Annotated in this window: 11 protein-coding genes; 2 read left to right on the top strand and 9 right to left on the bottom strand. The window is 70.8% G+C overall.

The features are described 5' to 3' along the window. Positions 1–45: 45 nt before the first annotated feature. The 5 genes from ABT171_RS38535 to ABT171_RS38515 form a co-directional block, all read right to left on the bottom strand. A complete protein-coding gene (locus ABT171_RS38535; RefSeq protein ID WP_351251159.1) occupies positions 46–1,098 on the bottom strand; it encodes an NlpC/P60 family protein in 1,053 nt (350 codons plus the stop codon). A gap of 37 nt (positions 1,099–1,135) precedes the next feature. Continuing rightward, a complete protein-coding gene (locus ABT171_RS38530; RefSeq protein WP_351251157.1) occupies positions 1,136–1,618 on the bottom strand; it encodes a poly-gamma-glutamate biosynthesis protein PgsC/CapC in 483 nt (160 codons plus the stop codon). Then, on the bottom strand, positions 1,615–3,231 hold the full coding sequence (gene pgsB / locus ABT171_RS38525; RefSeq protein WP_351251155.1) for a poly-gamma-glutamate synthase PgsB: 1,617 nt from the start codon (positions 3,229–3,231) through the stop codon (positions 1,615–1,617). The genes ABT171_RS38530 and pgsB overlap by 4 nt, the downstream gene beginning before the upstream one ends. 6 nt (positions 3,232–3,237) lie before the next feature. Further along, on the bottom strand, positions 3,238–5,676 hold the full coding sequence (locus ABT171_RS38520; RefSeq protein ID WP_351251153.1) for a HAMP domain-containing protein: 2,439 nt from the start codon (positions 5,674–5,676) through the stop codon (positions 3,238–3,240). A 203-nt stretch (positions 5,677–5,879) separates the two neighbouring features. Further along, on the bottom strand, positions 5,880–7,100 hold the full coding sequence (locus tag ABT171_RS38515; protein WP_503078596.1) for a CapA family protein: 1,221 nt from the start codon (positions 7,098–7,100) through the stop codon (positions 5,880–5,882). Between the two features lie 17 nt (positions 7,101–7,117). On the opposite strand from ABT171_RS38515, the gene ABT171_RS38510 reads away from it, so the two are divergent. Together ABT171_RS38510 and ABT171_RS38505 are read left to right on the top strand one after the other, a co-directional pair. Then, positions 7,118–8,092 carry a hypothetical protein gene (locus ABT171_RS38510; RefSeq protein ID WP_351251149.1) on the top strand — a complete coding sequence of 325 codons (975 nt, stop codon included), beginning with the start codon at positions 7,118–7,120 and terminating at the stop codon, positions 8,090–8,092. Positions 8,093–8,130: 38 nt separating this feature from the next. After that, positions 8,131–8,553, top strand: a complete 423-nt coding sequence (locus tag ABT171_RS38505; protein ID WP_351251193.1) for a PIN domain-containing protein — start codon at positions 8,131–8,133, stop codon at positions 8,551–8,553. Between the two features lie 388 nt (positions 8,554–8,941). On the opposite strand, the gene ABT171_RS38500 is transcribed toward ABT171_RS38505, so the two are convergent. The 4 genes from ABT171_RS38500 to ABT171_RS38485 all read right to left on the bottom strand — a co-directional run bounded on the left by ABT171_RS38500 (position 8,942) and on the right by ABT171_RS38485 (position 14,768). Further along, entirely contained in the window at positions 8,942–10,450 is a 1,509-nt protein-coding gene (locus tag ABT171_RS38500; protein WP_351251147.1) for an amino acid permease, read from the bottom strand. 152 nt (positions 10,451–10,602) lie between these two features. Continuing rightward, positions 10,603–12,531 (bottom strand): 1-deoxy-D-xylulose-5-phosphate synthase, encoded by a 1,929-nt coding sequence (gene dxs / locus ABT171_RS38495; RefSeq protein WP_351251145.1) that lies wholly within the window; start codon positions 12,529–12,531, stop codon positions 10,603–10,605. A gap of 129 nt (positions 12,532–12,660) precedes the next feature. Next, a complete protein-coding gene (locus tag ABT171_RS38490) occupies positions 12,661–13,971 on the bottom strand; it encodes a sugar ABC transporter permease (RefSeq protein ID WP_351251143.1) in 1,311 nt (436 codons plus the stop codon). After that, a complete protein-coding gene (locus ABT171_RS38485; protein ID WP_351251141.1) occupies positions 13,968–14,768 on the bottom strand; it encodes an ATP-binding cassette domain-containing protein in 801 nt (266 codons plus the stop codon). Before ABT171_RS38485 ends, ABT171_RS38490 begins: the two co-directional genes overlap by 4 nt. Positions 14,769–14,935: the final 167 nt, after the last annotated feature.

Raw genomic sequence — 14,935 nt, 5'->3', positions numbered from 1 at the left:
GGTTCACTCTAAGCCGTGGGCCGGCGGCGGCCCTCGCCCGCCTGCTCACAGCCGCTTCGCGCTGCGGAACAGCTTGGCGTAGAAGCCGTCGCCGTCGAGGCGCGAGACACCGCCCTGGTCGCCGATCGTGGGTCCGTTCTGCTCCTTGCGGCTGGAGATGAAGACCTTGTGGCCCTCGGTGTCCGGGCCGAGGTAGATCGCGGAGTGGTCCATGTGGTTGGCGGTGCGGTGGTCCATCTTGAAGAACAGCAGGTCGCCGGGTTGCAGGACGTCGATGTTCTTCGGCTGCACGTACCAGGGGCTCGGCCCCTGGAGCTTGATGATGTCGACGCCCTCCTTGCCGCGGGCCATGCCGTCGGCGGTGCGCGGCAGCCCGTCGCCGTGGGTGTTGTCCGACATCAGCGGGTAGCGGGCCCGGTAGCCGTAGACCAGACGCAGATAGCCGGAGCAGTCCACGGCGCGCAGGCGGTCCTTCTGCGGGTACATGGTGACGCCGTCCCGGAAGGTGTACGGGATGCCCAGGTAGTCGTAGAAGTCGGTCTGTTCGTAGCGGTCGACGCCGTCGGCCTTGAGGGGGCCGTAGGTGGCGTGGCCCGCGTACTGGACACCCTGGTCGTCCTTCTTGACCGGCGCGCCCTGGATGTACGAGAAGGCGAAGGCGAAGATGTCGTCCTCCTCGCTGCCGTAGTACTGCTTGAACCAGTCCTTGAACCACTGCTGCTTCTCGGCGCCCTTGGCCCAGGTGTCCGGCATGAGGCGGACCCAGTCGTCGGTGACCACCTTGGTGGTGGTGTTGGCCGGTTCGGTGAAGGTCCGCGTGGGGCCCTTGAGGGTGGCCGTACGGGCGCCGTCCGTGAAGGTGGCTATGACGGCGCCCTTGCCGTCGCGCAGCACCGAGCGCGCCGGGTTGTTCAGCCGTTCCCAGGTCTGCTTGCCGGTCGCCTTGCCCGAGCTCTGCAGGTTCTCGGTGATCGACTGGGCGGCCGGGAGCTTCGCCTGCTCGTCCTTGCGCAGTTCGTAGGTGAAGTACGCGCTGCCCGCGAGCAGCGCCAGGACCGTCGCCGCGTGGAGGACGGGGCGGCCTTTGCGCTTCGGCATGGTGGAGGCTCCAGGGGTACGTGAGGTACGGAAGGGTTCAGGCGGTCGGCATGGCGCCCAGCAGGATGCCGGCGGTCAGCACCACATAGGTGGCCAGCGAGACCGACGCGACGGACAGCAGGGTCGCGCCCTTGGGCTGACGGACCAGCTGGTAGCCGATCAGGCCGGGGACGATGAAGCCGAGCGTCTGGTTCGCGTACAGCAGCGGGAACTCCATCTGCAGCACGATGATCACGGTGGCCTGGATCAGCACGCCGCTCAGCACGACGGCCGCGAACAGCCGCTTGCCGTACAGGATCACGAACTTCTGCATGAGCAGCGTGGCGAGGTACGTCAGCACGGTCACGCCGATGACCAGGGCGGCGCGCTGGAGGTCCTCGATGAGGGTGAGCGCGAGCCAGCCCGGGGTGATCATGCCGCCCGGCGACAGATTGGTCGTCAGGTAGCACATGAGCGAGAACATCAGACCCAGGCCGATGCCGATCGCGGCGATCTCGGGGGTGAGGACGGAGGGGATCAACGCTGTTCTCCTGGGCTGTGCCACTGCTGGCTGTCGTCGGCGGAGGTCTGGGGCGGGACGCGGGGTTCGAACAGCCCGCGGGACGGGGCCTGTCCGGGCGTCCGGCCGCTGTCCGCGGGTTCCCGCGGGGCGGCGGGGGCGGGCCGGTCGCCGTCGTGCGGCTGCGGCCGCGTGTCGTGGGCGTACGTGTGGTCGTACGGCGCCCCGCTCGTCCGCTCCCCCGGCGGGTACGGGTCGGCTGCCGCCCGCTGGGCGGGGAGCGGCTGAATGTACGGCTGCTGGGCGTAGCGGGACTCGTACGCCTCCGAGTAGCCCTGGTACGGGTCGAGGCGGGGCGCGTACAGCTGCATGGTCTCGGAGGGGTCGGCTGCGGCGGGTGCCGTCCCGGTCCGGCCGGCCGGGGCCGCGGCGGCCACCGGTTCGTCGGCGCTGTCGTCCGGCGGCAGTTCGGCGAGGTGCTCCAGCAGGATCTCGCCCTGACCGTGGATGTTGCCGATCGCGACCATCGACGAGTCCTGGCCGAGCATGTCCAGCATCCTGGCCATGAACTCCTCGGGGTCGCGCTTGTCGCCGCCGAGGTCGACGGCGCGCGAGCGGAACTCGGCGGGGATGGCGTCGATGGCGGACTTGGCCGGGTGGCCGATGACGAAGACGCGCTCGGGGTCGAGGTCGGGGATGATCTCGCCCATCTGACCGTTGCGTTCGACGCGGTCGGGGCGGCAGTTGATGACCACGTTGAGCGGGCGGTGGATGGCGCCGAGGTCGAGCAGCTGGTTGATGTTCATCAGCGTCGACTCGGGGTCGTTGGCCGCGAAGACGTTGGCGAAGCGCAGCTTCTTGCCCTCGTGCGTCCGATAGCGCTCGACGGAGAGGACACCGGGGTCCGGCGGGGCGTCGTACATGCCCTGCAGGGCCGTCTCGCGGTCCACACCGAGGAGCTCGGCCACCGTGAGGGCGATGGCCACGTTCTCCTTGAAGGTGAACCAGCTGAAGCCGCGCAGCTCCTCGTCGGTGACGGTCTCCGGGTCGGCGTAGACCAGCTTGCAGTTACGGGCGTCCGCCTCCTCCTGGAGGATGTGGAAACGATCCTTCTCGGCGGTGACGCAGATGCCGTCCTCGGGCATCGAGCGGCACAGCGAGCGCGCCACGTCGTCCAGGGTGGGGCCCATCTCGGCGAGGTGGTCCTCGCGGACGTTGCACAGCACGCCGATGGTGGAGCGGATCAGCTTGGACTGGTTGATCTCCTGCAGGGCCGGCATGACGGCCATGCACTCGATGACCAGCGCGTCCGGCTTGTACGCGGCGGCCCGCCGCACGATGCCGATCTGCTCGACCACGTTGGCGATGCCGAACTTGCGGTAGACCGGCTCCTCGGTGGCGTCCGGGTGGATGAACCGGGCCGCGGTGCCGGTGGTCTTGGCGACGGTGACCAGGTCGCCGCCGCGCAGCGCGCCCGCGCACAGCCGGGTGATGGAGGACTTGCCGCGGATGCCGTTGACCAGCACCCGGGTGGGGATGTTCTCCAGGTTGGCGAAGTGCCGCCGCTGCTCCACGACGCCCGCGGCGAGCAGAATCGCGCAGCAGACCAGCAACACGGTGTAGAGGAAGAGCACGGGTGATCAGTTCCTTGTGTACTGCTGGGGCGGGTACTGCTGCGGCGGGTACGGCTCGGGCGCGGGGTGCTGGGCCGGGTCCCGGCGCGGGCCGTACTGCTCGGGCAGGTTCTGCCGGGGCGTCGGCTGCTGGGGCGGGTCCTGGCGCGGGTCGTCCGGCTCGGGCGGGTCCTGGCGCGGTGTGGGCTGCTGCGGCGCGGACCGCTGCCGATCGGACGGCGGGGGCGGGGTGCGGCGGGGCTGCTGGCGGCGCTGGTCCTGCAGCTGCTGCCGGATGAGTTCCAGGGAGCGGGTCACGGCGCCGACCTCGTCGTGGTGCTGCGGGAAGAGCACCGTCTTGCGGTCGCCTCCGGCCAGCGCCTCGGCCCGGTCGGCCAGGCTGCGCAGCGGCCGGGCCACCACGATGTGCAGCCAGCCCAGGCAGGCGACGGCCGCGGCGGCACCGAGCAGACCGGCGAGGACGGTGCGGTTCTGGGCGTCGTACTGCGGGATGGCGAGCCGGTCGACGGGCTGCCAGCTGACCACGCTCCAGTGCAGCGACTCGGCCGTGCCGCTGCCGGAGAACGGCGCGGCGGCGGCGATCCGCACCCCGTGCTCGCGGTAGAGCACGCCGCTCGGCTGCGGCTTCTTGCCCAGCCGCTGGGCGCTGGCCGCGACGAGGTCCTTCAGGTGGTCGTCGGGCAGCGACTGGAAGGCGAGGAAGCCGGTGTTACCGGCGATGATCTTGTGCTGGTCGTCCACGAGCCGGACCGCGCCGAGGCCCGGCCGGGTCAGCAGCGCGTTGAAGAACTCCACCCGGAACTCGCCGACCAACTGGGCGCCGCCCCGGCCGGGTATCTCGGCGGCGGCGACGACCACGGGCTCCTTGCCGCCACGGCCCAGCAGCCGGATGGGCTTGCCGGAGACCCGGTCGGACTGGTCCACCTTGGGCGTCTTCCCCTCGCGGGCCTGGATCTCGCCGTGGGAGTCGACGACGTAGAGGGAGCGGTAGCGCCTGTTCTCGTTGTAGGTGCGCTCCAGCACCGTCTCCATGGCCTCGGGCGAGGTCTTGTCGCCGATCAGCGAGGCGACCGACTGCAGGTCGGCGTCGCCCTCGTTGACCGCGCGGCGCACCCGGTCGCTGAGCGTGTCGGTGCGCTCGCGCTGGTCGTTGACGAGCTGCCGGGGGACGTCGGCGGTGTTGTCCGCGCGGTTGAACAGCAGCATCAGCGGTGCCGACCAGGCCAGCAGCAGCACCGCGCAGACCGCGAGGAAGGCGCGGGTGTCCACCCGGCGCAGCCCGCGCTGGCTCTCGGCCGGGCCGGTGGCTTCGGCGCTCTCGCCGAGCAGCTGGCGGCGCAGCCGTTCCAGGGCGCCCCCGATGCGGTGCGCCTCGCCGTAGCCGGGGACCGTGACCGGGCGGGTCAGATCGCCGCGGGTGAGCCGGCGGGACTCCAGGAACAGCCGGATGAGCGGGCGCTGCACGGTGCCCAGCAGCACCGCCACGGCCAGGGCACCGACGACGAGCAGCGCGCCGGCCGCCAGCACTCCGAACACCGGGGAGCCGGCCGGGGCGGACTCCTCGGTCACCTTGACCATGGAGACCACCGACAGGCCGAGCCCGGAGGCGGTGGTCCGCTCGCCGGGCTCGGCCGCGGCGAGGGTGGCGTATCCGGCGACGGACCGGTCGCCGAGCAGCTTGCCGCCGAGCAGGCTGCCGCTGACGCCCTGGTAGCCGCCGCTGCCGGGTTCCTTGCTGCTGCGCGGGTCCTGCTGCGCCCGTTGGGCCGCCGCCTGGGCGAAGTCCTTCAGCTGCTTGCGGGAGGCCGTGAGGTCCTTGCGGTCGATGCTGTTGCGGGCCGACGCGGGGTCGGCGATGCCGTCGCTGCTGAGGATCGCGCCGCCGGCGTCGACCACGGCGATCGAGCGGAACTGGCCGAGGCTGATGCCGGGGAACTTCAGGTTCCTGGAGGCCACCAGCAGCAGCTGCGGCCTGCCCGGCCAGGTCAGCAGGCCGAAGGAGAGCAGGCGCACCTCGCCGTTCTTCAGCCGGACCATGCGCGGGGCCAGTCCGTCGTCGCCGCTGAGGCTGGAGAGGTCCACGTCGGTCAGCGGCACCGTCTCGCCGCGGGCCGCGACCAGTTTGCCGGTGCGGATCTCGACGACGGCGGTGCCCATCCACTTCTGGTAGGTGCTGCCGAGCTTGTCGAGGACGGCGTCGCCGGAGACCGGCTGCCCGGCGCTGAACAGCGCGGCGGAGCGGGTGACATCGGTGACGGACTCGTCGATGGAGGCGCGCAGAGCGATGGCGCCGTCCTCGGCGAAGTGCTGCTGGGACGTCAGTACCGCCTTCGGCACTCCGCTGTCGTCGACGCGGCCCAGCACGAGTGCCGTGATGGCGGCGAGCGTCAGCAGGAGGGCCGAAAGGACCGCGATCGGCGGGCGGATGCCTCCGATCAGCGACATGTCGGCTCGGCGGCGGGCTCGGTGCTGCCGCGCCGGGGGCGGTGACGCCACAGAACGTCCTCTCAGGAAATACGGTCCGGGCGCGTGGATGGTAAGACCGCGCCCGGAAAACTCAGACATGTAAGCGGCGGGTTAAGTTGCAGTAAGTCGGACGTGATCTAGGCAACATCACTCAACCTTCGGACAAGAATGGACAAATGAGGCTAGGGCAGTGGCGTCAGCGGCTTCAGTCCGTCCGCGGCCGCGCCGCGGTTGAGCAGGGTGCCCTCGGTGCGCTCGAAGGCCAGCCGTAGCCGCGCCTTCTGGGTGTCCGTCAGGCCGTGGCCGTCGCGGAGCGCGGCCGGCACGTCCAGCAGGCGGTAGTCCCGCACATCGTCGCCGGAGTAGTCGGCGGTGCCGCCGTCCCGGACGTTCTCGGCGTCCGGCGGGATCGTCAGCAGCGTCGGCTCGAAGCGCGGCTGGACGTCCCAGTGGCCCTTGCCCCGCTCGGTGAACGTGAACCAGGCGATCACGCCCTCCTCGGTCAGCCCCGTCGGCACCTCGTGCCGGGCGATCTGGTTGCCGAGGCCGTAGGTGATCCAGGTGCCGTCGACCTTCTCCATCGGCTCCACGACGTGCGCGTGGTGGCCGATCACCAGGTTGATGCCTGTGTGCCGGGCGATCTGCCGGGCGAAGGAGATCTGCCCGGCGGACGGTTCCGGATGGTGCTCGCGGCCCCAGTGCAGGGACAGGATCACCACCTCGGCGCCGGCCTTGCGGGCCCGCCGCTCGGCGGCCTTGATCCGGCCCAGGTCCTGCTCGTTGGCCAGCCACGGCTTGCCCTTCGGCAGCGTGTGCGGCTCGTTGAAGCCGTAGGCGAAGGAGATCTGCGCGACCTTGACGCCCTTGACGTCCATGATCAGCGGGGTGTTCGCCTCCTTCGCGGTGCGGGCGGAGCCGGTGTGCTTCACACCGGCGGCGTCCAGCGCGTCCAGGGTGCGCTTCACGCCCGCGTAACCGTGGTCGAGGGTGTGGTTGGAGGCGGTGGAGCAGGTGTCGTAGCCGATGTCCTTGATCGTCTTCGCCTGCTGCGGCGGCACCTGGAAGTCCGGGAAGCCCTCGAAGGGGCCCTTCGCCGGGCCCATCACCGGCTCGAAGTGGCAGATCGCCAGGTCCGCCTTGCTGATCAGCGGTTTGACGCCCGCCATCATCGGCCCGAAGTCCAGGCCGTCCACCCCTTTGCCGGTGTGCTTGGCGTCCTTGCGCGCCTGGTCGACCAGATCGGGGTGCATCAGGATGTCCCCGGCGGCGGCGACGGTGAAGGAGCGCCCGCCGCCCTGGGCGCCGGCGTCGTCCGAGAGGAGGCCACAGCCGGTGGTGGCGGCGAGGAGGGAGAGCGGGGTCAGCAGGGACAGCAGGGTCCGGCTACGGCGTCTGTTCACCAAGATATCTTGATACAACCATGAGAGCCCATCGCTCACGCGCCATAACGATCGCAACACTTCTGCTCGTCATCGCCGGTCTCGCCGGCGGTCTCACCGTCCTGCTCCGCACCACGGGCGGCGGTGCCGGCCATGCCGGCCGGCCCGCCCCGAAGGGCGCCGAACAGATCGACCTGGCGCGCGAGGTGGCGGACTACACGAGCCGCTTCGGGCCCGACCACGGGTATCTGCATCCCGGCCGGGCCGACCGCGAGGACATCGCCGCGGCGGTCGGCCTGCTGCTGGACGGCCATCGCGACCAAGCGGAACAGCGGCTATCGCAAAGGGACTTCACGGTACGCACGGTCGTCGACCGGCCCTCCGGGCACCGTTACACGGAGGTGGCGGACCGCACCGACTCCGCCGTGACACCGCGCGGCTGGGGCCGGGTCTACCTCGATCTGGACCACCGCCCGAGCTGGTCGGTCCAGGTCCCGCACCCCGGCTTCGATCTGGGTACCGAGCAGTTGGGCGTCCGGGTGCTGCGCGGCTCACCGGGCGGGGTCCTGGTGATCGCAGGTGCACACCGCAAAGCCGGAGTCGGCAATTCCGCGGACGTGGCGCACCGCGAGGACACCGTCTTCCACGCCATCTGCGCCGAGCTGGCCCGCCGCGGGATGCCCGGGATCCAGCTGCACGGTTTCGCCGCCTCCGCCGCGCCCGGCTACGACGTGATCGCCTCCACCGGCGCCGGGTCGGCGGGCCGGCAGGAGGGCCGCGACCTGGCCGACGCCCTGCGCGGTCACGGCTTCGCGGTGTGCCGGGCCTGGGTGCGGTCCTGTCCGCTGGAGGGCCGCACGAACGTGCAGGGCCAGACGGCCGACGACGACCACGTGCCCTTCCTGCACGTCGAGTTCTCCCCCGGGGTACGCGCGGGCGGACGGCCCGCCGAGCGGGCGGCTGCCGCGGTCGGCGAGATCACACGCCGGTGGGCCGGTACGCCCGTGACACACTGAGCCTGCCACGGATGCGACACAGCAAGGCTGTCAGCGACATGACGGACACCTCGGGCACGGCGAACGGGACGGACGGAACCGGCGAGCCCCCGCGCCTGCCGCTGCTCATCGTCGACGGCGCGAACGTCGTCGGATCGGTGCCCGACGGCTGGTGGCGCGACCGCCGCGGGGCCGCGGAGCGCCTGCGCGACCGTCTGGTGCCCTTCGCGCGGTCCGGCGTGGCCGGCCTGCCCGGCCCGCTGGAGCTGGTCCTGGTGGTCGAGGGCGCGGCCCGGGGCGTGACCCCGGTGCCCGGGGTGCGCATCGAGGAGGCGTCCGGCAGCGGGGACGACCGCATCGTGGACCTGGCGGCGGCGGCCGGCGACCGCCGGTGCCTGGTCGTCACGGCCGACCGCGAGCTGCGCCGCCGCGTCCGCGCCCACGGCGCCGAGGTCACCGGCCCGCGCACCCTCCTGAACTGAACCCGCGCCCACTCCCCCGAACGAACCCTACGACTCGCTCGTCCGGCCCTGCCCAACGGCGCCGGGCGGCCGGGACCGCCACCACGGTGCCGAACAGCCGGCCGAGGACCGCGAGCACCCGCAGCGGAGTCAGGGAGTCCCAGACCGCGCCCCCCCGCACAGCCGGCGCACGAGCGGCGGCCCGCGGCCCACGCCACGCCGCACACCCCGCCGCCACGATGCCGAACAGCTGGTTCGAGGACCGAGAGCACCCCCGGACCGCGAACGCGCCCCGCGCAGCCGGCCCGGCAGCGGCACCTTCCACGACGCCCGGACCAAGGACGGCAACCGGGTGACACAGGCCGCCGCCACAGTGCCGAACAGCACCTGACGGTGTCGTACGGGTGGGTTACGGAGTGTCGCCCGCGGTCTGCTGAGCGGCCCTCTCGCGTAGGGCCAGGCGGCTGTGTGTGCGGCCGTAGAGGAAGTAGACGACGAAGCCGATCACCATCCAGATGGCGAACCGGATCCAGGTCTCGGCGGGCAGGTTGAGCATCAGCCACAGCGTGGCGCACACGGACAGGACGGGGACGAACGGGACCCAGGGGGTGCGGAAGGCGCGCGGCAGGTCGGGGCGGGTCCGGCGCAGGATGATCACGCTGATCGCGACGACCACGAACGCGAAGAGCGTGCCGATGTTCACCAGTTCCGCCAGCTCGCTCAGGCTGGTGAAACCGGCGACGACCGCGATGATCACGCCGAGCAGGATGGTCGGCCGGTGCGGGGTCTTGAAGCGCGGGTGGACGCGGGAGAAGAAGCGCGGCAGCAGTCCGTCCCGGCTCATCGCGAAGAACACCCGGGTCTGGCCGAGGAGGAGGATCATGCAGACCGTGGTCAGACCGACGGCGGCGCCGAAGCTGATCACGCCCGCGTACCAGGGGTGTCCGATGGCCTTGAAGGCGTCGGCGAGCGGCGCGGCCACGGACAGCTCGGTGTACTTCTCCATGCCGGTGACGACGATGGACACGGCGACGTAGAGCACGGTGCAGATGAGCAGGGAGCCGAGGATGCCGCGCGGCATGTCCCGCTGCGGGTTGCGGGTCTCCTCGGCGGCCGTGGCCACGATGTCGAAGCCGATGAACGCGAAGAACACCACCGAGGCGGCCGTGAAGATGCCCATCACGCCGAAGTTGGCGGGCGCCCAGCCGAACATCAGCTGGATGAGCGGCGCCTTGAGGTTGCCGCCGGCCGGCACCGGCTGGGCGTGCGGGATGAACGGCGTGTAGTTGGCGCCCTTGACGAAGAAGGCACCGGCGACGATCACGATGAGGACCACGGCCACCTTGATGGCGACGACGAGCGAGGTGATCCGGGCCGACAGCTTCATGCCGAGGACGAGGATGCCGGTGAGCACCAGGACCAGGGCGGCGGCGAGGATGTCGAAGCCGAAGCCGGTGGCGTTGTCCCGGCCGGCCAGGTAGGCGGGCAGATGCCAGCCCGCGTTGTCCAGCAGCGAGCGGATGTAGCCGGACCAGCCGACCGCCACCACCGCCGTGCCGAGCGCGAACTCCAGGACCAGGTCCCAGCCGATGATCCAGGCGGGCAGCTCCCCCAGGGAGGCGTAGCTGAACGTGTACGCCGAGCCCGCCACGGGGACCGTGGACGCGAACTCGGCGTAGCACAGGGCGGCGAGCGCGCAGACCACGCCGGCCACCACGAAGGCCAGGGACACCGCCGGACCGGCGTTGTTCTTGGCGACCTGCCCGGTGAGGACGAAGATGCCGGTACCGATGATGACGCCGACGCCGAAGACGGTCAGGTCGAGCGCGGAGAGGGTCTTCTTGAGCGAATGCTCGGGTTCCTCGGTGTCCTGGATCGACTGCTCGACGTTCTTCGTCCTGAACAGCGCGCTGCTCACGTAGTGCCTCCCACGCTTGGGGACCTCGCCTCGGCCCGACATGATCGAGAGGGCCGGGGTGCGTATGCCCTGGCACAGGCAGGTTCACGCAAACGGGCCGGTTCCGCCACCGCAGGGAGTGGCGTCACCGGCCCGTGGGGGCGCGTCGCGCGTCAGTCGCGCGCGGGCTCCACCGAGTCGACCTCGGCGGCCGTACGGTCGAACCGGCCGTCCAGCTTGGCGACCAGTCCGGTGACCTGACGGGCGATGTCCGGGGCGGTCAGACCGATCTCGGCGAGGACCTCGCCGCGCGAGGCGTGGTCGAGGAAGCGCGGCGGGATGCCGAAGTCGCGCAGCGGCACGTCCACGCCGGCGTCGCGCAGGGCCTGGGCGACCGCGGAGCCGACACCGCCGACGCGGCTGTTGTCCTCGACGGTGACGACGACCCGGTGCCGCTCGGCCAGCGGGGCCATGGCCTCGTCGACGGGCTTGACCCAGCGCGGGTCGACGACGGTGGTGGAGATGCCCTGCTTGTCGAGCAGGGCGGCGACCTCCAGGCACATCGGCGCGAGCGCGCCCACGGAGACCAGCAGCACGTCCGGCCGGTCGGTGCCGGGCTCGCGCAGCACGTCCATCCCGCCGACGCGGCCCACGGCGGGTACGGCGGGGCCGACGGCGCCCTTGGAGAAGCGGACCACGGTCGGCGCGTCGGTCACCTCGACGGCCTCCCGCAGCTGCGCCCGCACCTGCTCGGCGTCGCGCGGCGCGGCGAGCCTGAGGCCCGGGACGACCTGCAGGATCGACATGTCCCACATGCCGTTGTGCGAGGCGCCGTCCGTGCCCGTGATCCCGGCCCGGTCCAGCACGAAGGTGACCCCGCACTTGTGCAGGGCGACGTCCATGAGGACCTGGTCGAAGGCACGGTTGAGGAAGGTGGCGTACACGGCGAAGACCGGGTGCACCCCTCCGTGCGCGAGCCCGGCGGCCGACACGGCGGCGTGCTGCTCGGCGATTCCGACGTCGTACACGCGTTCGGGGAAGCGCTTGGCGAACTTCTCCAGGCCGACCGGCTGCAGCATGGCCGCCGTGATGGCGACGATGTCCTCGCGCTCATCGCCCAGCCTGACCATCTCGTCGCCGAACACGGAGGTCCAGTCGGCGCCGGAGCTGGCGATGGGCAGACCGGTGTCCGGGTGGATCTTGCCGACGGCGTGGAAGCGGTCGGCCTCGTCCTGCAGGGCCGGCTGGTAGCCGCGCCCCTTCTCGGTGAGGCAGTGCACGATGACCGGCCCGCCGAACCGCTTGGCCCGCGCCAGCGCGGACTCCAGGGCCTCGATGTCGTGCCCGTCGATCGGGCCGACGTACTTCAGGCCCAGGTCCTCGAACATGCCCTGCGGGGCGATGAAGTCCTTCAGGCCCTTCTTGGCGCCGTGCAGCGTCTCGTACAGCGGCCTGCCGACGACCGGGGTCTTCTCCAGCACCTCCTTGGTGCGGGCGAGGAACCGCTCGTACCCGTCGGTCGTGCGCAGCGTGGCCAGGTGGTTGGCGAGGCCGCCGATGGTCGGGGCGTACGACCGCTCGTTGTCGTTGACGACGATGACCAGGGGGCGGTCCTTGGCGTCGGCGATGTTGTTCAGCGCCTCCCAGGCCATACCGCCGGTGAGGGCACCGTCACCGATGACGGCGGCGACATGGCTGTCCCGCTTCTTCAGCTGGTTGGCCTTGGCGATACCGTCGGCCCAGCCGAGCACCGTGGAGGCGTGGCTGTTCTCGATGACGTCGTGCTCGGACTCGGCCTGCGAGGGGTAGCCGGACAGGCCGCCCTTCATCTTCAGCTTCGAGAAGTCCTGCCGGCCGGTGAGCAGCTTGTGCACATAGGACTGGTGGCCGGTGTCCCACAGGACCTTGTCCTTGGGGGACTCGAAGACCCGGTGCAGGGCGATGGTCAGCTCCACCACACCGAGGTTGGGGCCCAGGTGCCCGCCGGTCTTGGAGACCTCCTGGACGAGGAAGGTCCGGATCTCCTGTGCCAGCTGGTCCAGCTCCTCCAGGCTGAGCCGGTCCAGATCGCGCGGTCCCCTGATGCGGGTCAGCAGCGGCACCCGTGCCTCCTTGCAGTAGAGCTGATCGAGCTTTCGCCGGGCCCGCCCGAGTCTAATCTTCGGGCTTTCCCCGACACGACAGCGCCCGGCACCTTTCGGGCACCGGGCACTGGCTGCGACGACCGGGCGTCAGGCACGCCCCGCCGTCTTCTGCGTCTTACGGGTGATCGAGTCGATCACCACCGTGGTCAACAGCACAGCCGCGGTGATCATGTACTTGACCGGTTCGGCGATGGACTCCAGCTGGAGCCCGTACTGGATCGACACGATCACCAGCACGCCGAGCAGCGCGTTCCACGTACGGCCCCGGCCGCCGAACAGCGACGTACCACCGATGACGGCGGCGGCGATCGCGTTCATCAGCAGGTCGCCCGTGCCGGCGCTCTGGTTCGCCGACGCGATCTTCGAGGCCAGGAACAGACCACCGATCGCCGCGAAGCCGCCGGAGATGGCGAACACGGAGATCCGCACCGCGGTGACGTTGATACCGGCACGCCGGGACGCCTCCACGCTGCCGCCGAGCGCGAAGATCTTGCGGCCGTAGGAGGTACGCCGCAGCACGAAGTCCGTGCCGACCAGGAACGCCAGGAAGATCACCGTGGCCAGCGGCAGGCCCTTGTACTGGTTGTACATGTACGCGGCGGCGAAGGAGACCACGGCCAGCAGCACGGTCCGCAGGATCGTGTCGCTGAGCGGCCGGGACGGGATGCCCGCGGCCTCCCGGCGCCGGTTGCCCAGGAACGAGGTGAGGAAGAACACGGCGACCACGACCACGGCGAGCCCGTACGCGGCGGCCACGTCGGAGAAGAAGTACGTGGTCAGCTTGCCGACCAGGCCGTTGGAGTCGAGGTTGATCGTGCCGTCCGAGCCCAGCACCTTCAGCATGAAGCCCAGCCAGAACAGCAGGCCGGCCAGCGTCACGGCGAAGGCGGGGGCGCCGAGCACCGCGAAGAAGAAGCCGTGCAGGGCACCGATCGCGATGCCGGCGACGACGGCGAGGAGCACGGCCGCCCACTCGGGCCAGCCCTGGTTGACGGCGAGGACGGCCGCGAGGGCGCTGGCCGCACCGCTGACGGAGCCGACGGACAGGTCGATCTCGCCGAGCAGCAGCACGAACACGATACCGACGGAGATCATGCCCGTGCCGACCATCGTGACGGTGATGTCACTGATGTTCTGCGCGGACAGGAACTCGGAGTTCAGCAGCTGGAAGATGACGCAGATGACGGCGAGGCCGACGATGACCGGGAGGGAGCCCAGTTCACCGGCCTTCATCTTGCGCTTGAACTCGTGCCAGTAGCCGAGCAGGCCTTCTTCCTGCACCAGCAGGCGCGGGTCGACCGCGGTGACCGCGGCGGCCGCGGCCTCGGGGTTCTCGACGACGTGCTCGTCCTGCGAGGACGTCTTGTCGAGGTTCGCGGAGGTCTTGTCGATGCTCACTTGGAAACCTCCCCGTTCGCGCCGGAGGTGCGGGCCGCACGGCGGGTCACGGCGTTGTCGGTGGCGCCGGTGATGGCGGAGATGATCTCCTCCTGGGAGGTCGTCTTGACCTCGAAGACGCCGTTGTTGCGGCCGAGGCGCAGCACGGCGACCTTGTCGGCCACCGCCTTCACGTCCGCCATGTTGTGGCTGATGAGGATGACGGCGTGGCCGCGCTCGCGCAGCCGCTCGACCAGGTCCAGGACCTGGGCGGTCTGCTCGACGCCGAGGGCGGCGGTGGGCTCGTCGAGGATCACCAGCTTGGGCTCGCCCAGCATGGAGCGGGCGATCGCCACGGTCTGGCGCTGACCGCCGGAGAGCGAGGCGATCGGGATACGGACGCTGGGGATGCGGATCGACAGCGTGGTGAGCAGCTCGCGGGAGCGGCGCTCCATCTCGACCTCGTCCAGGACGCCCCACTTCCTCAGCTCACGGCCGAGGAACAGGTTGCCGACGACGTCGATGTTGTCGCACAGCGCGAGGTCCTGGTAGACCGTCGCGATGCCCAGTGCCTGGGCGTCGTGGGGCCGGCTGATGGAGACGGGCTTGCCGTCCCACTCGATGACACCCTCGTCGATCGGGTGCACGCCGGCGATCGTCTTGACCAGCGTGGACTTTCCGGCGCCGTTGTCGCCGACCAGGGCGACCACCTCACCGGCGTGGACCTCAAGCTCTACGTCGGTGAGCGCCTGGACGGCACCGAATCGCTTGGAGACCCCGCGCAACGCCAGCACGGGCGTAGCGGACACGTGAACCATCTCCTTCGCCGCCTGACCCGGCGGGAGGTTGTGCAGAAAGAATTGGGGGGTGTTCCGTCCGGCGCCCCGCGCCGAGCTTGCGGGGCTGTATGAGTGCGCGGGGCGCCGGAGGAGCCGGGGGCGGTCAGTCGGCTTCCCTGCGGGCGTTCAGGGACGAACGCCCGGGT

It is taken from the genome of Streptomyces sp. NPDC001851 (genome assembly GCF_040297165.1).
GTDB lineage: Bacteria > Actinomycetota > Actinomycetes > Streptomycetales > Streptomycetaceae > Streptomyces.
Note: the sequence above shows the minus strand (reverse complement) of the source record. Positions and strands in the feature narration are given on the sequence as shown.

Coding starts and splice junctions, on each gene's coding strand:
- ABT171_RS38535 (WP_351251159.1), bottom strand. CDS start 1,098: ATGCCGAAGCGCAAAGGCCGCCCCGTCCTCCACGCGGCGACGGTCCTG.
- ABT171_RS38520 (WP_351251153.1), bottom strand. CDS start 5,676: ATGTCGCTGATCGGAGGCATCCGCCCGCCGATCGCGGTCCTTTCGGCC.
- ABT171_RS38510 (WP_351251149.1), top strand. CDS start 7,118: ATGAGAGCCCATCGCTCACGCGCCATAACGATCGCAACACTTCTGCTC.
- ABT171_RS38505 (WP_351251193.1), top strand. CDS start 8,131: ATGACGGACACCTCGGGCACGGCGAACGGGACGGACGGAACCGGCGAG.
- ABT171_RS38485 (WP_351251141.1), bottom strand. CDS start 14,768: ATGGTTCACGTGTCCGCTACGCCCGTGCTGGCGTTGCGCGGGGTCTCC.